This window comes from Bradyrhizobium sp. HKCCYLS1011 (assembly GCF_051167795.1).
In the GTDB taxonomy this organism is placed as follows: domain Bacteria; phylum Pseudomonadota; class Alphaproteobacteria; order Rhizobiales; family Xanthobacteraceae; genus Bradyrhizobium.
On sequence record NZ_JBNPTT010000013.1, the window covers coordinates 201,227 to 219,055 of the forward strand.

The following is a 17,829-nucleotide window of genomic DNA, read 5'->3' on the forward strand; positions in this document are numbered from 1 at the left end:
CTGATCAGATCCCCTGCCCGCCGGAGACCTCGATCCGCTGAGCGTTGATCCAGCGATTGTCCTCCGACAACAGGCTCGCGATCATGGGGCCGATATCGTCGGGCAGGCCGACACGGCCAAGCGCGGTCATGTCGGCAAAAACCTTGTTGATCTCAGGGTTGTCGCGCACCGCGCCGCCGCCGAAATCCGTCTCGATTGCGCCGGGCGCCACCGTATTGACGACGATTCCGCGGCTGCCCAGTTCCTTGGCCATGTAGCGGGTCAGCACCTCGACTGCCCCCTTGACCGCGGCATAGGCCGCATAGCCCGGGAACGACGTGCGGGTCAGGCCGGAGGACAGATTGACGATGCGGCCGCCATCGGCAATCAGCGGCAGCAGCGCCTGCGTCAGGAAATAGACGCCCTTGAAATGGACATCGACGAGGCGATCGAACTGCGCTTCAGTGGTATGGCCGATCAAGGCATAGTCGCCGTGACCGGCGTTGTTCACGAGATGATCGAAGGTCTCGCGCTGGCAGGTCTCGCGCAGGACTGCGCCCAATCGTTCGGCGAACCGCGCAAAGCTTGCGACCTCGCCGGTATCGAGCTGGAGCGCCGCGGCTTTGCGGCCGAGCCTCACGATCTCCGCCACCGCGGCTTCGGCGTCTTCCACACGGCTCTGATAGGTTAGAACAACGTCGCCGCCAAGGCGGGCGATGCTAAGCGCGGTATTGCGGCCGAGCCCACGGCTGGCGCCGGTCACGAGAGCGATCTTGGTCATGGGCTGAACTCCTTGTATTCCCACCACGCCGATATCGCGCCGCTGCCCCCTGCCTTGTTGCCAGAACCTCGCCGTTTCTTGCCTAATCCTCCAAAACGTCGTGCATCGCCGCCGCCGACCGTTTAAGCTTGTCCAATGCCTTCCCTGCTCCACGCCGTTGGCCGCCATGCCGAGGCTTACGCCGACAGCTTCGGCATCGCGCAGACCCCGATTCCTGGATTGACGACGGTCCGCGCGACCGGGCCGTCGGGCCTCGTCTACGCGATCCCACGACCGCTGGTCTGCCTTGTCCTGCAGGGCAGCAAGCACGTCACCATGGGCGACCAGAGCTTCGCCTTCTCGGCTGGCGATTCGCTGTTGATCTCGGCCGATGTACCGACCGTCAGCCAGATCACCCGCGCCAGCGTTGCGGCTCCCTATTTCTCGCTCGTGCTCGAGCTCGATCCGGCACTTCTCGTCGCCCTCTCGGCAGAAATGGGCGAACCGTGCGTCGGCGATCACGCCCCGGTCCGCGTCGAGCCGACCGACACCGAGGTGGCGGATGCTGCGCTACGCCTGATGCGGCTGCTCGACCGGCCGGCCTCGGTGCCGGTGCTGCAGGCGCAGCTCGTGCGCGAGATGCATTACTGGCTGCTGGCCGGCCGGCACGGGACGGCAATCCGCCGCTTGGGCTGGCCGGACGGCCATGCGCAGCGCATAGCGCGCGCGGTTGCTGTGCTGCGCGCCGAGTTTGCCCGACCCTTGCGGGTCGAACAGCTTTCAGCCGTTGCCGGCATGAGCCCGTCATCGTTCCATCAGCATTTCCGCAGCGTCACCTCGTTGTCACCGCTGCAATTCCAGAAGCAGCTCCGTTTGATCGAGGCACGGCGGCTGATGCTGTCGGACGGCCTGTCTGCCGCCAATGCCGCCTTCGCGGTCGGCTATGAAAGCGTGCCGCAGTTCACCCGCGAATACAGCCGGATGTTCGGCACCTCACCGGCACGAGACGTCAAATCCGCCAGGAGTGCTGCGGAGACAGCGGCGTAACTCTACTCCCCGCAATGGCAGGCAACACGGCGTGTGATTATGGGTCGCGGCTCAAGGCAGGGACGACAGTTGAGCGTTACGCAGCCACCTGCCCCGTCTCGCGCAGGAATGACTGATAGGCCAACCGGATCCCATCCTCCAGCGAGGTCGTCGCGCGCCAGCCGAGCTTTGTTAGCCGCGACACATCGAGCAGCTTGCGCGGCGTGCCGTCGGGGCGCGACGGATCGAAGGCGATGGCACCGGCGTAGCCGACGACGGCCGCGACGACGCGGGCGAAATCGGTAATGCTGATGTCCGTGCCGGTGCCGATATTGATCAGATCAGCCCCGGAATAGATCTTCATCAGGTGGACGCTCGCGTCCGCCATGTCGTCCACATAGAGGAATTCACGGCGCGGCGCGCCGGTGCCCCAAACCACGACCTCGGGCACGCCTGACACTTTGGCTTCGTGAAAGCGCCGGATCAGCGCCGCGACGACATGGCTGTATTCGGGATGATAATTGTCGCCGGGGCCATAGAGATTGGTCGGCATCACGTTGATGAAGTCGCAGCCGTACTGGCTGCGATAGGCCTCGATCAGCTTGATGCCGGCGATCTTGGCGATCGCATAAGGCTCGTTGGTCGGCTCCAGCGGCCCCGTCAGCATGGCATCCTCGCGCAACGGCTGGGCTGCGAGCTTCGGATAGATGCAGGAGGAACCCAAGAACATCAGCTTCTCGGCACCGTTGACGTAGGCGGCGTGGATCACATTCGCGGTGATCGCGAGATTGTCGTAGATGAACTCGGCCCGCAGCGTGTTGTTGGCAACGATGCCGCCGACCTTGGCGGCCGCCAGGAACACCACCTGCGGCTTCATGGTCGCAAACCAGGCGAACACGGCGGCCTGGTCACGCAGGTCGAGCTCGCTGCGGCCGACGGTCAGCAGCTCGACTTGCTCGCGCGCCAGGCGGCGCACAAGCGCGCCGCCGACCATGCCGCGATGGCCGGCGACGAACACCGTCTTGCCTTTGAGCTCAAATGGTATTGCCGCCACGGACCACCTCCCGGCGCGCGGCATCGAGATCGCTTGTCACCATTTCCCGGACCAGGTCGGAGAAGCTCAGCTTCGGCTTCCAGCCGAGCTTCTCGCGCGCTTTGCGGCAGTCGCCGACCAAAAGGTCGACCTCGGTCGGCCGGAAATAGGTCGGATCGATCCGCACCACCGTCCTGCCGGATTTGCAATCGATGCCGGTCTCCTCGATCCCGTTCCCGCGCCATTCGATGCAGCGATCGACCTCGGCAAAGGCGAGCTCGACGAGTTCGCGCACGGAATGCGCTTCGCCGGTGGCCAGCACGAAGTCGTCGGGCGCATCCGCCTGCAGGATCAGGTGCATGCCCTCGACATAGTCACGGGCGTGGCCCCAATCGCGCTTGGCCTCGAGATTGCCGAGATAGATGGTCTCTTCGAGACCGGCCTCGATGCGGGCGACGCCGCGGGTGATCTTGCGCGTGACGAAAGTTTCGCCGCGGATCGGGCTCTCATGGTTGAACAGGATGCCGTTGCAGGCAAACATGCCGTAGGCTTCGCGGTAGTTCACCGTGATCCAATAGCCATAGAGCTTTGCACAACCGTAGGGCGAGCGCGGATAGAACGGGGTGGTCTCCCGCTGCGGGATCTCCTGCACAAGGCCGTAGAGCTCCGAGGTGGAGGCTTGATAGAAGCGCGTCTCCTTCTCCATGCCGAGAATACGGATCGCCTCGAGCAGCCGGAGCACGCCCAGCGCGTCGGCATTGGCGGTGTATTCGGGGCTCTCGAAGCTGACGCCGACGTGGCTTTGCGCGGCGAGGTTATAGATCTCGGTCGGACGGATCTGCTGCATCAGCCGGATCAGATTGGTCGAATCCGTCATGTCACCGTAGTGCAGCAGGAACGGCACATTGCCGTGGTGCGGATCCCGATAGAGGTGATCGACCCGGGCGGTATTGAAGGACGACGAGCGCCGCTTGATGCCGTGAACGGTATAGCCGAGGCCGAGCAGATGTTCGGCCAGATAGGCCCCGTCCTGGCCGGTTACGCCCGTGATCAGTGCCACGCGTCCCTTGCAATCGACGGCCGTCATCCGCGCTCCCAACGCCTTACCCGGCGCGCCTCGGCCGGTTCAGACCGCCTTAGCATCTGAAATCCGCCAAGCCTAACCCAAAAACCGATAGATTTTGGGCATCTGGGTATCGGAATAGAGGCTGATTGTTACTCGCCGTAACTGCGCAGGCGTTCCAGATCCAGGATTGTCACTCCGCAATATTCCAGCCGCAGCAGCCCTTCCCGCTCCAGGGTCTTCAGACACTGATTGGCGTTCTGCCGGGACAGGCCGGAGAGCGCACCGATCTCCTCTTGGGTGATCTCGAGGTGCCGGGTGGTGTTCGGATAAAGGATCGGGTTGAACAGGGAGGCAACGCTGCGGGCGAGTCGGGCGGTGGCATCCAGCGTCCGGCCATATTCGACGAGTCCGATAAACTGGCCCAGCCTCTCGTTGAGCTGAGTGACCAGGAAGCGGTTGAAGCCGACGCTGTTCTCGAACAGCCAGATGAAGGCCGCGCGCTCCATCAGCGCAATGCGGCTGTCGCGTAGCGCGACGATATCGTAGCGGCGGATCTCGTTCTTCAGCACGCTACCCTCGCCGAACCAGGCCCCCGCCGTCAGCCCGGCGAAGGTCGTCGCCTTGCCGCCGCGCGAGACCATGCTCATCCGGACCAGCCCGGTGACGACCCCGGTCCAATAGTCGAAACGATCGCCGCGGATGAAGATGTGCTCATTGGCCGCATACGCGCGCTCGACGATGCCGGCGCGGGCAACCTCGATCTCCTCGGGCTTCAGGTATTGCCACCAAGGCGCGATGCGCTGGAGAGTATCTGGAGCGATCAAACCATCATCCCGTCAATTCGAAGTAGCCAACTGTTCTATTGCAACGCAGCAAGGCCGGGATGATTTTCATCAGGCAATTGTCGGGTGCAAGACATTTCCCGCAAACGCTTTGCTCTATTCAAAGATCTTCGCGCCTGCTCCGGCCAAGCCGGTCGTTCGTCGGATGGCGTTCGGCTGACGGCCGCGATAGGATCGCGGCAACGCGACAAGACGGGATTGAGACCACAAAGAGGCCCAAGAGTGCGTCAAGCGCCAGGGAACCTCGGGAGGAGCGATTGGACACTACGTTGGAAGCGCGCGCGGTGTCGCTGCGGTTCGGTGGCGTACGCGCGCTGACCGATGTCAGCTTCGGCGTGCGCGAGGGTGAGCTGTTCTCGATCATCGGCCCGAACGGTGCCGGCAAGACCTCGATCGTGAACTGCATCTCCGGCCGCTACAAGCCGACCGAAGGCCGGCTGTTCCACCGCGGCCGCGACATCACCGGCCTGCCGCCCAACGCGCGCGCGACCCTCGGCATCGGCCGCACCTTCCAGAACCTCGCTTTGTTCCACCACATGAGCGTGCTCGACAACATCATGGTCGGGCGGCACCATTTGTTGAAGAACAACTTCCTCACGGGATCGCTGTATTGGCTCACCGGCGCACGGCGCGAGGAGCTGAAGCACCGTGAGAAGGTCGAAGAGATCATCGATTTCCTCGATCTGCAGTCGGTGCGCAAAGCCACCGCCGGCACCCTCTCCTACGGTCTGCGCAAGCGCGTCGAGCTGGCGCGCGCGATGGCGCTGGAGCCGCATCTGATCCTCCTCGACGAGCCGATGGCCGGCATGAATTTCGAGGAGAAGGAAGACATGGCGCGCTACATCGTCGACCTCAACGAGGAATACGGCATGACGGTCGTGATGATCGAGCACGACATGGGCGTCGTCATGGACATCTCCCATCGCGTGATGGTGCTGGATTTCGGCCGCAAGATCGCCGACGGCGATCCGGCTTCCGTGCTCGCCGATCCCCACGTCAAGCGCGCCTATCTCGGCGAGGAGGACGAGCTGCTGGTCGACCCGGACGATGTCCCTGAGGTCGCGGAGAACGCGGCATGATGGACTATGCAGCGAGGGTGGCGCAGGCCGACACCTATCCGAAGCTCTTGCGGCTCAACGCCTGCGAGCACGGCAAGGAGGTCGCGCTGCGCGAGAAGGATCTCGGGCTGTGGCGGCTGTTCACCTGGGCCGACTATCAGAGGCGCGTGCGCGATTTCGCGCTCGGCATGGTCGAGCTGGGGCTCGGCAAGGACGACGTGATCGGCATCATCGGCGACAACCGGCCCGACTGGGTCGCGGCCGAGATCGCGACGCACGCGATCCGCGGCTTGAGCCTCGGCCTCTATCGCGACGTGCTCGACGAGGAAGCCGCCTATCTCCTCAACTATGGCGAGGCACGGCTGGTGTTCGCCGAGGACGAGGAGCAGGTCGACAAGCTGTTGAACCTGGCCGACCGCGTGCCGAAGCTGAAGCACATCATCTATTCCGATCCGCGCGGCATGCGGAAATACGACGATGCCAGGCTGATGCCGGCCGCCAAGCTCGCCGAGCTCGGCCGCGCCAGGGCCGCACGCGAGCCCGAGCTCTACGACCGCCTGGTCGACGCGACCGATGGCGAGGATTGCGCGATCCTCTGCACCACGTCGGGGACCACCTCGCACCCCAAGCTTGCGATGCTTGCCGCCGCGCGGGTGCTGCGCCATTGCGCGACCTACCTTGCCTTTGATCCCAAGGGTCCCGATGACGAATATGTCTCGGTGCTGCCGCTGCCCTGGATCATGGAGCAGGTCTACGTGCTCGGCAAAGGGCTGTTGTGCCGGATGAAGGTCAACTTCGTCGAAGAGCCCGAGACGATGATGAACGACTTCCGCGAGATCGCGCCGACCTTCGTGCTGTTCGCACCACGGGTCTGGGAGCAGATCGCAGCCGACGTCCGCGCCAGCGTGATGGACGCATCGCCGCTCAAGCAGCGGCTCTATCATATCGGCATGTCCACGGGTCTCGCTGCGCTCGATAAGGGCGGGCATTCGCACTTCGCCGACGCGGTCCTGTTCCGGGCGCTCCGCGACCGGCTCGGCTTCACGCGGCTGCGCTCGGCCGCGACCGGCGGCGCGGCGCTCGGCCCTGACACCTTCAAATTCTTTCGCGCCATGGGCGTGCCGCTGCGCACGCTCTACGGCCAGACCGAGCTGCTAGGGGCCTATACGCTGCATCCCGACGACAAGGTCGACCCCGATACGACCGGCGTGCCGATGGCCGAAACCGTCGAGATCAGGATCGATACGCCCGACAGCCAGGGCGTCGGCGAGATCGTGGTACGCCATCCCAACATGTTTCTCGGCTACTACAAGAACCCGGAAGCATCGAGCGCTGACATCAAGGACGGCTGGATGCATTCCGGCGATGCCGGCTATTTCAATACGGCCGGGCAGCTGGTCGTGATCGACCGCATCAAAGACCTCGCCGAAACCTCGCGTGGCGAGCGCTTCTCGCCGCAATATATCGAGAACAAGCTGAAATTCTCGCCCTATATCGCTGAGGCCGTGGTGCTCGGCGCCGGCCGCGACCATCTCGCGGCAATGATCTGCATCCGCTACTCCATCATCTCCAAATGGGCGGAGAAGAACCGCATCGCCTTCACCACCTATTCCGACCTCGCCTCGCGCAACGAGGTCTATGCGCTGCTGCAAAAGGAGGTCGAAACCGTAAATGCGACGCTGCCGCCGGCGCAGCGCATCGCCCGCTTCCTGCTGCTCTACAAGGAGCTCGATGCCGATGACGGCGAGCTCACCCGCACCCGCAAGGTCCGCCGCGGCGTCATCAATGAGAAATACGCTGACATCATCGACGCGATCTATCAGGGCGCGCCGAAAATTCCGGTCGACACCGTGATCCGCTTTCAGGACGGCACCACCCAGCGCATCCGCACCACGCTGAAAGTGGTCGATCTGGTCGGGCATGGCTCCATCGCGGAGGCCGCGGAGTGATGGCAGCGAAGCAAGCCAAGGGCACGGGCCTTCGCCTCTCCCCGCTTGCGGGGAGAGGTCGGAGCGCGTCAGCGCTCCGGGTGAGGGGGAGCCTCCGCGAGCGCAGTGGCGATTGTCTCAAGAACACCCTCCATATTGTCCAACACGTCGTTGTTCCAGAAGCGGAGAACACGATATTTGTGTGCGATGAGCCAAGCGTCACGCGCAGCATCGCTTCGACTGTCGGCGTGTTGGCCGCCATCCACTTCGATGATCAGACGGCGCTCACGGCAGACCAGATCAACCGTATAAGGTCCGATCGGCTCTTGCCGGACGAATTTGTGTCCGTTCAGTCTTCGACCGCGAAGACGATACCAGAGCGTCCCTTCCGCCTTCGTCGAAGCTTTTCGCAGTTCTCGGGCGCGTTCGGTTTTAAACTCATTGCCAGGGCGCATGTGGATAGTCCCCCTCACCCGTCGCGCTACGCGCGCCGGCCTCTCCCCGCAAGCGGGGAGAGGCAATAGTAACAGCATCAGGTCCCAGATGAACACCGCCTTCCTCATCCAGCTTCTCGTCAATGGCCTCGTGGTCGGCACGCTCTACGGCGTGGTCGCAATGTCGTTCGTGCTGATCTACAAGGCCACACAGGTGGTCAATTTCGCGCAAGGGGAACTGCTGCTGGTCGGCGCCTGGGTCTGCTGGGCATTGCTGACGAAGTTTCAGGTCCCGTTCTGGGCCGGAATGCCGCTCACCCTCGTCTTCATGTTCGTGTTCGGCATCGCGATCCAGGTGGTGATCCTCCGTCCCATGATCGGCGAGCCGATCATCTCCGTCATCATGGTCACGATCGGCCTGTCGACCGTGTTCCAGGCAGCGCTGAAATGGATGTTCGGCGTCAATCCGCAGCCGTTCCCGCCGGTGTTCGCAAGCCAGGCCATCGACCTGTTCGGCCTGCAGATCCAGACCGTCTATGTGATGAGCCTTATCGTCTCGCTGCTGATGATGCTCGGCATGGCCTGGTTCTTCCGCGCCTCGAAATACGGGCTCGCCATGCGCGCCACCGCTTTCAACCAGCAGGTTGCACAGTCGCTCGGCATCTCCGTGAAGAACGTGTTCGCAATGGCCTGGGCGATCTCGGCCACGGTCTCGGCGGTGGCCGGTGTCGTCGTCGCCGTCGTCAACGGGGTGTCATCGGGCCTCTCCGCCTACGGCATCAAGGTGTTTCCGGCGGCGATCCTCGGTGGCCTAGATTCGATCGGCGGCGCCGTGCTGGGCGGAATCATCATCGGGCTGCTCGAAAACATCGCGCAATATATCGACAGCCAGTATCTGCACTGGGGCAATCTCTATGAGATCGCGCCGTTCTACGTCTTGATCATCATCCTGATGATCAAGCCCTACGGCCTGTTCGGCACTCACGATATCGAGCGGATCTGATCCATGGTGGCGCGTTCAACGATTCCCGCCGGTGACTTCCGCACCTCGTATGCCGCGGACACCACGGTCTTCCCGACCAGGACCAGCCGCAATTTTGCGATTGCCGGCGTGGTGCTGCTCTGCTTCGCGCCGCAGCTGATCTCCGAATATTGGCTGTCGATTGCGATCCAGATCGGCATCTTCGCCATCGCGGCGCTCGGGCTGAACATCCTGGTCGGCTTCACCGGGCAGATCTCGATTGGCCACGCCGCCTTTTTCCTGCTCGGCGCCTTCACCTCGGCCTATCTCAACAACACCTACGCGATCCCGGTGTTCTTCGCGATTCCGCTCGCCGGCGTCGTCACCGCGCTGGTCGGATTGATCTTCGGCATCCCGGCCGCGCGGCTGAAAGGGCTATACCTCGTTATCGCAACGCTCGCCGCGCAATATATCCTGTTGGACTTCTTTTCCCGCGCCGAATGGTTTTCGGGCGGCTCGGTGCCCGCCTCGGCCAATCCGTTCTCGATCTTCGGTTATGCGCTGCGCGGCGACCGGCAGTATTTCTATGTCGTGCTGGCCTATGTGCTGATCAGCTATATCCTGGTCACCAACCTGATGCGCACGCGCGACGGCCGGGCGCTGGTCGCGATCCGCGACCATTATCTCTCCGCCGAGATCATGGGCATCAATCTCACCAAATACCGCACGCTGTCGTTCGGGCTGGCCGCCTTCTTCGCCGGCATCGCCGGCGCGCTCTATGCGCACTACCAGCTCGTGATCTCGCAGGAGGGTTTCGGCATCGAGCGCTCGATCCTGTTCCTCGCCATGATCATCATCGGCGGCGCCGGCTCGATCATGGGCACCCTGATGGGGACCGCCTTCGTGGTGCTGCTGCCGGAATCGATGGAATGGATCAGCCTGCTGCTGAAGGGCAGCGCGGTCGACCGGCTGCTGTCGCTGAACAACAACATCACCTTCCTGCGCGAGATCGCGATCGGCCTGATCATCATCGCATTCCTGATGTTCGAGCCGGACGGGCTCGCGCATCGCTGGCGGCAGATCAAGGCCTATTGGAAGCTCTACCCGTTCTCACATTGAAGCCAACAGGGACCGGCAACAATCCGGCCCGGATATCAGGAGGAAGCCATATGACCATCAAATCATTGCTCGGCTCGGCAGCGCTCGCAGTTCTTGCCGCCGCGTTCGCATCATCGGCGCAGGCAGAGAGCGGCCAGATCGCGATCGGCCATCTCGAGGATCTCTCCGGCGGCACCTCCGATGTCGGCACGCCCTACGGCCAGGCCGTGGCCGACACCTTCGCCTGGGTCAACAAGAACGGCGGCATCGGCGGCAAACAGCTTGCGGTCGACAGCAACGATTACGGCTACCAGGTGCCGCGCGCGATCGCGCTGTACAAGAAATGGTCGGCGCCGGACAACAAGGTCGCGGCGATCATGGGCTGGGGCACCGCCGACACCGAGGCGCTGACCGGTTTCCTCGCCAACGACAAGATTCCGGACCTGTCCGGCTCCTATGCCGCGGCGCTGACCGATCCGGAAGGCACCAGCGGCAAGGCCAAGCCTGCGCCCTTTAATTTCTTCTATGGCCCGAGCTATTCGGACGCGCTGCGCGCCGAGCTGACCTGGGCGGCCGAGGATTGGAAGGCCAAAGGCAAGCCGGGCAAGCCGAAATTCGTCCATATGGGCGCCAATCACCCCTATCCGAATGCACCGAAGGCCGCGGGCGAAGCGATCGCGCTCGAGCTCGGCTTCGAGGTGCTGCCGCCGCTGGTGTTTGCGCTCGCGCCCGGCGACTACAGCGCCCAATGCCTGAGCCTGAAGAGCTCCGGCGCCAACTACGCCTATCTCGGCAACACCGCGGCCTCCAACATCTCGGTGATGAAGGCCTGCAAGAATGCCGGCGTCGACGTGCAGTTCCTGTCGAATGTCTGGGGCATGGATGAGAACGCGGCCAAGACCGCGGGCGATGCCGCCGATGGCGTCATCTTCCCCTTGCGCACCGCCGTGGGCTGGGGCGGCGACGCCCCCGGCATGAAGACGGTGATGGAGATCTCGAAGATGTCCGATCCCACCGGCAAGGTCTATCGCCCGGTGCACTATGTCGCCGCGGTCTGCTCGGCGCTCTACATGAAGGAAGCGATCGACTGGGCCGCGAAGAACGGCGGCGCCACCGGCGAGAACGTCGCCAAGGGCTTCTATCAGAAGAAGGACTGGGTGCCGGCCGGGATGGAAGGTGTCTGCAGTCCCTCGACCTGGACCGAGAAGGATCACCGCGGCACGCTGAAGGTCGACCTCTACCGCGCGAAGGTCACCGGCCCGACCGAGGGCGACCTCAACGACCTGATGGCCAAGGGCACGATCAAGCTCGAGAAGGTCAAGACCGTCGAGCTGCCGCGCAAGCCGGAATGGCTGGGGTGGTAGTTGGCGCCTTTGCCGAGCTGCTGCTGAGATAGATCAGTAGCGGCACCACACACAGTCGTCATCCCCCGCGCAGGCGGGGGATCCAGTACGCCGAAGCTTCTCGATCAAGCATTGGCGTCTCTGGAATACTGGGTCCCCCGCCTGCGCGGGGGACGACAGCAGTGGACAACCATAATGACCGAAACACTCGACATTTCGCGAACGGATGCAGGCAGCGCGGCGCCCCCGCCCCTGCTCTCGGTCCGCAACATCGAGGTCGTCTATGACGACGTGATCCTGGTGCTGCGAGGCCTCAGCCTCGACGTGCCGAAGGGCGCGATCGTCGCGCTGCTGGGAGCCAACGGCGCCGGCAAGTCGACGACGTTGAAGGCGATCTCCGGCCTGCTCAAGACCGAGGATGGCGAGGTCACGCGCGGCGAGATCCTGTTCGACGGCACGCGCATCGACGGCATCGAGCCGGAGACGATCGTCCGCCACGGCATCTTCCAGGTGATGGAGGGGCGCCGCATCATCGCCGACATGACCTCACTGGAAAATCTGAAGCTCGGCGCCTTCACGCGCAGGGATCGCGAGGTCGCCTCCGACATCGAGATGGTCTTCAACTACTTCCCGCGGCTGAAGGAGCGCACCGGGCTCGCCGGCTATCTCTCCGGCGGCGAGCAGCAGATGCTGGCGATCGGGCGGGCGCTGATGGCGCGGCCGAAGATGATCCTGATGGACGAGCCCTCGATGGGGCTGTCGCCGCTGCTGGTGAAGGAGGTGTTCGCCATCATCAAGGAGATCAACCGCGATCTCGGCGTCACCATCCTGCTGGTCGAGCAGAATGCGCGTGCTGCACTGTCCGTCGCGAGCCATGGCTACATCATGGAGCAGGGCAAGGTCGTGCTCGACGGCACCGCGGACTCCCTGCGCGACAATGAGGACGTCAAGGAGTTCTATCTCGGCGGCGCCGGCGATCAGCGCAAGAGCTTCAAGAACCTGAAGAGCTTCAAGCGGCGGAAACGATGGCTGTGAAAGGGATTCATCGTCATTCCGGGGCGAGGCCAAGGGCCTCGAGCCCGGAATCTCGAGATTCCGGGTCCGGTCCTTCGGACCGTCCCGGAATGACATGCCTAGGGTGACAACAATGGCCCCCCACTACGACGCCCTCGAAACCCGTGACCCCGAAGCCCGCGAGCAGGATCTGTTCACGCGCCTTCCCGCCGTGCTGCGCGCGGCCATGCAGGCGCCGGCCTATGCCGAGCGGCTGAAAGGTGTCGACCCCGGCGAGATCACCGACCGCGCGGCGCTGGCGCGGCTGCCGGTGCTGCGCAAATCGGAGCTCCCATCGCTGCACAAGGCGGCGCCGCCATTCGGCGGCTTCGTTGCGCCGCCGGCCGGCACCTTCGCACGCCTGTTCACCTCACCCGGCCCGATCTTCGAGCCCGAGACGAACCAGTACGACCCCTGGCGTGGTGCCCGCGCGCTCTACGCCAGCGGCTTTCGTCGCGACGACGTCGTGCTCAACACGTTCAGCTATCATCTGACGCCAGGCGGCTTCATCTTCGATGCCTCGGCGCGCGCACTCGGCTGCGCGGTGATCCCGGCCGGCCCCGGAAATGCCGAGGCGCAGTTCGAGCTGATCGAGGCCTATCGTCCGGTCGGCTATAGCGGCACGCCGGACTTCTTGAAGATTCTGCTGGATGCGGCGCAGAGCGCGGGTCGCGATGTCTCCTCGATCAAGCGCGCGCTGGTCTCCGGCGCGGCGTTCCCGCCGTCGCTGCAGGCCGAGATCAAGGCGCGCGGCATCGATGCCTATCAGGCCTTCGGCACCGCCGATCTCGGCATCGTCGCCTTCGAGACTTCCGCGCGCGAGGGCATGGTGGTGAACGAGGACCTGATCGTCGAGATCGTGCGCCCCGGTACCGGCGATCCCGTGGCCGAAGGTGATGTCGGCGAGATCGTGGTGACGTCACTCGAGCCTGAGCACCCCTGGATTCGGCTGGCGCTCGGCGACCTCACCGCCGCCCTGCCCGGCATCAGCCGCTGCGGGCGGACCAATATGCGCATCAAGGGGTGGATGGGCCGCGCCGACCAGACGGCCAAGATCAAAGGCATGTTCGTGCGGCCGGAACAAGTCGCCGAGATCGGCAAGCGCCATCCGGAACTGGGACGTCTCCGCCTGGTGGTCAGCCGCGCCGGCGAAGCCGACGCGATGACCTTGCGGGCCGAATGCGCCTCGGCCGGCGCGGCCTTGCAGACTGAACTCGCAGCGACCTTGCGGAGCGTGACTAAACTCGGCGGCAACGTCGAACTGGTGGCCAAAGGATCGCTGCCGAATGATGGCAAGGTGATCGCCGACGAGCGGTGATGCTGCGGCAGCCCTATCGACCAAGTCGCATCACATATCTTCCGGCTCACTCGGTGCTCACCTCGCCCCGCTTGCGGGGAGAGGTCGGATTGCATCGAAAGATGCAATCCGGGTGAGGGGGAGTCTCCGGCACCGCGCTGGTGGAGAGTCCCCCTCACCCGCCCGCGCTTCGCGCGGTCGACCTCTCCCCGCAAGCGGGGCGAGGCGAACAGAGGTCGAGGTAAGGGCATCGCAACCTCTCGACTTGCACTGTTCCATCTTCAGCATTCGAGCCCTGCACCAGCCTCATGAGCGGCGCCGTGCACATCGCTTGCGCGCAATTGTCGCCAATCGCGCGGTCTCCTATACAACCTCGTCCCGCGTCTTTTCGGAGTTCTCCCGCATGGCATTTCCGCGCGCCTCGCAGGCCCTGTCCCGCTTCGTTGTGCTCGACCTGACCCGGGTCCGCGCTGGCCCGACCTGCGCACGGCAGTTCGCCGACTGGGGCGCCAATGTCATCAAGATCGACGCTGTCATGGAGGATGGGGGCGAGTCCTTGGGCGGCCCGCGCCAAGGTGCCGACTTCCAGAACCTGCACCGCAACAAGCGGGCCATGAGCCTGAACCTGAAGCATCCGAAGGGCGTCGAGACCTTCATGCGCCTCGCGGCGAAGGCCGACGTCATCATCGAGAACTATCGGCCCGATGTGAAGACCAAGCTCGGCATCGATTACGAGAGCGTGCGCAAGATCAATCCGCGCATCGTCTATGGCAGCATCTCCGGCTTCGGCCAGGATGGCCCCTACCACAAGCGTCCGGGCTTCGATCAGATCGCGCAAGGCATGGGCGGGCTGATGTCGATCACCGGGGCCCCGGGCCAGGGCCCGATGCGGGTCGGCATTCCCGTCGCCGACCTCACGGCGGGCCTGTTCTGTGCGATGGGCATCCTCACTGCACTGCTCGAGCGCGACGTCTCCGGTGAAGGCCAATGGGTGCAGACCTCGCTGCTGCAGGCGCAGATCTTCATGCTCGATTTCCAGGCCGCCCGCTGGCTGATGGAAAAGGATGTCGCGCAACAGGCCGGCAACAACCACCCGACCAGCATCCCGACCGGCGTGTTCAAGACCTCCGACGGCTATATCAATATCGCCACCACAGGCGGCCGGATCTGGGAGCGCTTCTGCCAGGTGCTCGGCGCCACCGAATGGATCGACAATCCGGATTACGCGACCGCGCCTGCACGCTCGAAGAATCGCGATGCGCTGAATGCTGCGATCAACGAACACACCGCGACCAAATCGACCGAGCAGTGGGTCAGTGAGCTGAACGCCGCCGGCGTTCCCTGCGGCCCGATCTACGCGATCGACCAGATGTTCGAGGACCCCCAGGTCAAGCATCTCGGCATGGCGCAGCCGGTGCCGAATGACGATGGACGCGAGATCACGCTCGTCGGCCAGCCCTTCGCGCTGTCGCGCACGCCGAGCCGGATGGCCGCGCGTCCGCCGGAGTTCGGCGAGCAGACCGAGGAGATCCTCTCCGAATTCGGCTTCACCGACGGCGAGATCGCCGATCTCCGGCTGCATCGGGTGGTGTGAGCAGCCAACTGCCGGCGGCCACGAACTAGGGCATGAAGACATTTTCTTGCCGCTCGAGCCGCGCGCCCTCACCTCTCCCCGCTTGCGGGGAGAGGTCGGATTGCATCGCCAGATGCAATCCGGGTGAGGGGGTACAGGTCCAACGACTCGCACCGATCATGCGTCTGCCCCTCACGCCAACCCTCTCCCCGTAAGAACGGGGAGAGGGAGCACACCGACTCCGCCGCACCAGCGTGCGATGCGCTCAATTAGGAAATGCGTGCACGCCCTACCGGCCACGAACGGACAAAAGCCGCCGCGCCTTGCTGTTGCCCAAATATCACCACGGCCGAACTTCAGACTTGGTCAGATTGAGGTCGTTTCAGGACCGCTGTATGCTCAGTTCCGTCAATGGATGTGGGCCGCAACGGACGGCTCGCACCGTCCGGGAGCCGGTCCATGAGCGCGACAGAATTGAAGGACTTTCTTGCGGCCATGGACGTCGCGCGCCAGGCCAACATGGCGGCGCTGGAAGCTGCTGACGGTTGTCTCGAAGGCGATTTCGACGAGGATGTGGGGTCCGCTCTCTCCTGCCGGTCCGTGACCATCCACTAAGGCCTGAGCTGGTTCGCCGCTCATTCCGCTGGCGATCGAACTCCGCCACAATTCCATTCCAATTGAAGCGACGGCGTAGACGTAGGGTGGGCAAAGGCGCGCCTGCGACAATGCCTACGTAACATAAACGCGGCGCGCGCCGTGCCCACCATATCTCCACGCGTGCCGAGCCAAATGGTGGGCACGCACCGCCTTACGGCGGTGCTCTGCCCACCCTACAAGCTACGCCTCAACCTTCGCCGCAGAATTCCGCAGCCTGAGGCCGCCGACGACGCGGTCGATCACCGGCCAGAACAGCAGCAGGATTGCGAGCGTCGTGATGGTGCCGACCAGCCCGTTCGACCAGAACACCTTCATGTCGCCGCCGGAGATGATCATCGACTGGCGGAAGGCGTCCTCGGCGCGGCTGCCCAGCACCAGAGCCAGCGTGAACGGCGCCAAGGGAATCTTGATCTTCTTGAAGACGTAGCCGACCACGCCGAAGCCGAGCATCAGCCAGACGTCAAACATCGCGTTCTGGATCGCATAGGCGCCGATCGCGCAGGAAACCACGATCATCGGCGCCACGGCTGCGAACGGCACTCGCAGGATCGAGGCGAAAATCGGCACCGTGGTCAGCACCAGCACCAGGCCGACGACGTTGCCGAGATACATCGAAGCGATCAGGCCCCAGACGAAATCCTTGTGCTCGACGAACAGCAGCGGTCCGGGATTGAGGCCCCACACCATCAGGCCGCCAAGCAGGATCGCGGCCGTCCCCGAGCCGGGAATGCCGAGCGCCAGCATCGGCAGCAGCGCCGAGGTGCCGGAGGCATGCGCAGCGGTCTCAGGCGCGAACACCCCTTCGATGCGACCCTTGCCGAAGCTTTCCTGATCCTTGGCAAAACGCTTGGCGAGGTTGTAGCCCATGAAGGACGCGGCGATCGCGCCGCCCGGCGTGATGCCGAGCCAGCATCCGATCACCGACGAACGCAGCAGCGTCATCCAGTATTTCGGCAGGTCCTTCCACACCGAGAGCACGGTGCGGAGCGAGATCGCGGCGGCGTGGCCGTGCAGCGCCAGCCGCTCCTCCATGGTCAACAGGATCTCGCTAATGCCGAACAGGCCGATCACGGCAACCAGGAAATTGATGCCGCGAAGCAAGTCGGTCGAACCGAACGTCATGCGCAGCTGACCCGACACGGTGTCCATGCCGATGCCGGCGAGCAGAAGGCCGAGCGACATCGAGACCACCGTCTTGTGCTTGTCCTCGCGGCCGAGGCCGACGAAGGAGCAGAAGGTGAGCAGATAGACGGCGAAGAATTCGGGCGGCCCGAAGCGCAGAGCGAAGGAGGAGATCCAGGGCGCCAGGAAGGTGATCAGGAGCACCGCGACCAGCGAGCCGATGAACGACGAAGTGAAGGCCGCAGTGAGCGCTTCCGCCGCCCGCCCCTGCTGCGCCATCGGATAGCCGTCGAAGGTGGTCGCGACCGACCAGGCTTCACCGGGGATGTTGAACAGGATCGAGGTGATGGCGCCGCCGAACAACGCGCCCCAATAGATGCAGGACAGCATCACGATGGCCGAGGTCGGATCCATCGTGAAGGTCAGCGGCAACAGAATCGCCACCCCGTTCGGACCGCCGAGCCCCGGCAACACGCCGACGAAGACGCCAAGCACGAGCCCGACCATCATCAACAGGAGCGTCTTCCAGGTCAGGAGGACGGCGAACCCATGCAGCAACAGGCCAAAGGCTTCCATCAGGAGTTTCCACTTCTCCAGTC

The 17,829-nt window shown here is 64.0% G+C and carries 16 protein-coding genes; 10 read left to right on the plus strand and 6 right to left on the minus strand.

What is annotated here, in order from left to right; all coding sequences use genetic code 11:
• Nucleotides 1-4 precede the first annotated feature (4 nt).
• Nucleotides 5-760, minus strand: coding sequence for an SDR family NAD(P)-dependent oxidoreductase (locus ACQR1W_RS34915; protein WP_434855016.1), 756 nt, complete (start codon nt 758-760; stop codon nt 5-7).
• 135 nt (nt 761-895) lie between these two features.
• On the opposite strand from ACQR1W_RS34915, the gene ACQR1W_RS34920 reads away from it, so the two are divergent.
• Entirely contained in the window at nt 896-1,786 is an 891-nt protein-coding gene (locus tag ACQR1W_RS34920; protein ID WP_434855017.1) for an AraC family transcriptional regulator N-terminal domain-containing protein, read from the plus strand.
• 76 nt (nt 1,787-1,862) lie between these two features.
• Here ACQR1W_RS34920 and fcl read toward each other — a convergent pair whose 3' ends face one another.
• From fcl to ACQR1W_RS34935, 3 genes are all read right to left on the minus strand, one after another.
• Nucleotides 1,863-2,819, minus strand: a complete 957-nt coding sequence (fcl, locus tag ACQR1W_RS34925) for a GDP-L-fucose synthase (protein WP_434855018.1) — start codon at nt 2,817-2,819, stop codon at nt 1,863-1,865.
• Entirely contained in the window at nt 2,800-3,885 is a 1,086-nt protein-coding gene (gmd, locus tag ACQR1W_RS34930) for a GDP-mannose 4,6-dehydratase (protein WP_434855019.1), read from the minus strand. Before gmd ends, fcl begins: the two co-directional genes overlap by 20 nt.
• Before the next feature lie 128 nt (nt 3,886-4,013).
• Entirely contained in the window at nt 4,014-4,688 is a 675-nt protein-coding gene (locus tag ACQR1W_RS34935) for a Crp/Fnr family transcriptional regulator (protein ID WP_008972558.1), read from the minus strand.
• 275 nt (nt 4,689-4,963) lie between these two features.
• Between ACQR1W_RS34935 and ACQR1W_RS34940 the strand changes: the two genes are divergently transcribed.
• Nucleotides 4,964-5,785 (plus strand): ABC transporter ATP-binding protein, encoded by an 822-nt coding sequence (locus tag ACQR1W_RS34940; RefSeq protein WP_035983058.1) that lies wholly within the window; start codon nt 4,964-4,966, stop codon nt 5,783-5,785.
• A complete protein-coding gene (locus tag ACQR1W_RS34945) occupies nt 5,782-7,713 on the plus strand; it encodes a long-chain fatty acid--CoA ligase (RefSeq protein ID WP_434855020.1) in 1,932 nt (643 codons plus the stop codon). The genes ACQR1W_RS34940 and ACQR1W_RS34945 overlap by 4 nt, the downstream gene beginning before the upstream one ends.
• A gap of 68 nt (nt 7,714-7,781) precedes the next feature.
• Here ACQR1W_RS34945 and ACQR1W_RS34950 read toward each other — a convergent pair whose 3' ends face one another.
• Nucleotides 7,782-8,147 (minus strand): endonuclease domain-containing protein, encoded by a 366-nt coding sequence (locus ACQR1W_RS34950; protein ID WP_434855021.1) that lies wholly within the window; start codon nt 8,145-8,147, stop codon nt 7,782-7,784.
• A gap of 88 nt (nt 8,148-8,235) precedes the next feature.
• Between ACQR1W_RS34950 and ACQR1W_RS34955 the strand changes: the two genes are divergently transcribed.
• The 7 genes from ACQR1W_RS34955 to ACQR1W_RS34985 all read left to right on the plus strand — a co-directional run bounded on the left by ACQR1W_RS34955 (nt 8,236) and on the right by ACQR1W_RS34985 (nt 16,066).
• Complete coding sequence (locus ACQR1W_RS34955; RefSeq protein ID WP_434855022.1) at nt 8,236-9,129, plus strand: branched-chain amino acid ABC transporter permease; 894 nt, start codon at nt 8,236-8,238, stop codon at nt 9,127-9,129.
• A gap of 3 nt (nt 9,130-9,132) precedes the next feature.
• The gene (locus ACQR1W_RS34960; RefSeq protein ID WP_434855023.1) at nt 9,133-10,206 is read left to right on the plus strand and encodes a branched-chain amino acid ABC transporter permease; all 1,074 of its coding nucleotides are present in this window, start codon (nt 9,133-9,135) and stop codon (nt 10,204-10,206) included.
• Between the two features lie 50 nt (nt 10,207-10,256).
• Complete coding sequence (locus ACQR1W_RS34965; protein WP_434855024.1) at nt 10,257-11,549, plus strand: ABC transporter substrate-binding protein; 1,293 nt, start codon at nt 10,257-10,259, stop codon at nt 11,547-11,549.
• Between the two features lie 174 nt (nt 11,550-11,723).
• A complete protein-coding gene (locus tag ACQR1W_RS34970; RefSeq protein WP_434855025.1) occupies nt 11,724-12,563 on the plus strand; it encodes an ABC transporter ATP-binding protein in 840 nt (279 codons plus the stop codon).
• A 112-nt stretch (nt 12,564-12,675) separates the two neighbouring features.
• Nucleotides 12,676-13,899, plus strand: coding sequence for a phenylacetate--CoA ligase family protein (locus ACQR1W_RS34975; RefSeq protein WP_434855026.1), 1,224 nt, complete (start codon nt 12,676-12,678; stop codon nt 13,897-13,899).
• Nucleotides 13,900-14,281: 382 nt separating this feature from the next.
• A complete protein-coding gene (locus tag ACQR1W_RS34980) occupies nt 14,282-15,472 on the plus strand; it encodes a CaiB/BaiF CoA transferase family protein (RefSeq protein ID WP_008971195.1) in 1,191 nt (396 codons plus the stop codon).
• 438 nt (nt 15,473-15,910) lie between these two features.
• Nucleotides 15,911-16,066: a hypothetical protein gene (locus ACQR1W_RS34985; RefSeq protein WP_434855027.1), complete on the plus strand. Its 156-nt coding sequence runs from the start codon at nt 15,911-15,913 to the stop codon at nt 16,064-16,066.
• Between the two features lie 222 nt (nt 16,067-16,288).
• Here ACQR1W_RS34985 and ACQR1W_RS34990 read toward each other — a convergent pair whose 3' ends face one another.
• Complete coding sequence (locus ACQR1W_RS34990; protein ID WP_434855028.1) at nt 16,289-17,806, minus strand: tripartite tricarboxylate transporter permease; 1,518 nt, start codon at nt 17,804-17,806, stop codon at nt 16,289-16,291.
• Nucleotides 17,807-17,829: the final 23 nt, after the last annotated feature.

Bases quoted from the DNA above. Each gene is read 5' to 3' on its own strand.
- ACQR1W_RS34915 (WP_434855016.1), bottom strand. From the start codon at position 760: ATGACCAAGATCGCTCTCGTGACCGGCGCCAGCCGTGGGCTCGGCCGC.
- ACQR1W_RS34920 (WP_434855017.1), top strand. From the start codon at position 896: ATGCCTTCCCTGCTCCACGCCGTTGGCCGCCATGCCGAGGCTTACGCC.
- gmd (WP_434855019.1), bottom strand. From the start codon at position 3,885: ATGACGGCCGTCGATTGCAAGGGACGCGTGGCACTGATCACGGGCGTA.
- ACQR1W_RS34945 (WP_434855020.1), top strand. From the start codon at position 5,782: ATGATGGACTATGCAGCGAGGGTGGCGCAGGCCGACACCTATCCGAAG.
- ACQR1W_RS34950 (WP_434855021.1), bottom strand. From the start codon at position 8,147: ATGCGCCCTGGCAATGAGTTTAAAACCGAACGCGCCCGAGAACTGCGA.
- ACQR1W_RS34955 (WP_434855022.1), top strand. From the start codon at position 8,236: ATGAACACCGCCTTCCTCATCCAGCTTCTCGTCAATGGCCTCGTGGTC.
- ACQR1W_RS34960 (WP_434855023.1), top strand. From the start codon at position 9,133: ATGGTGGCGCGTTCAACGATTCCCGCCGGTGACTTCCGCACCTCGTAT.
- ACQR1W_RS34965 (WP_434855024.1), top strand. From the start codon at position 10,257: ATGACCATCAAATCATTGCTCGGCTCGGCAGCGCTCGCAGTTCTTGCC.
- ACQR1W_RS34970 (WP_434855025.1), top strand. From the start codon at position 11,724: ATGACCGAAACACTCGACATTTCGCGAACGGATGCAGGCAGCGCGGCG.
- ACQR1W_RS34975 (WP_434855026.1), top strand. From the start codon at position 12,676: ATGGCCCCCCACTACGACGCCCTCGAAACCCGTGACCCCGAAGCCCGC.
- ACQR1W_RS34980 (WP_008971195.1), top strand. From the start codon at position 14,282: ATGGCATTTCCGCGCGCCTCGCAGGCCCTGTCCCGCTTCGTTGTGCTC.
- ACQR1W_RS34985 (WP_434855027.1), top strand. From the start codon at position 15,911: ATGAGCGCGACAGAATTGAAGGACTTTCTTGCGGCCATGGACGTCGCG.
- ACQR1W_RS34990 (WP_434855028.1), bottom strand. From the start codon at position 17,806: ATGGAAGCCTTTGGCCTGTTGCTGCATGGGTTCGCCGTCCTCCTGACC.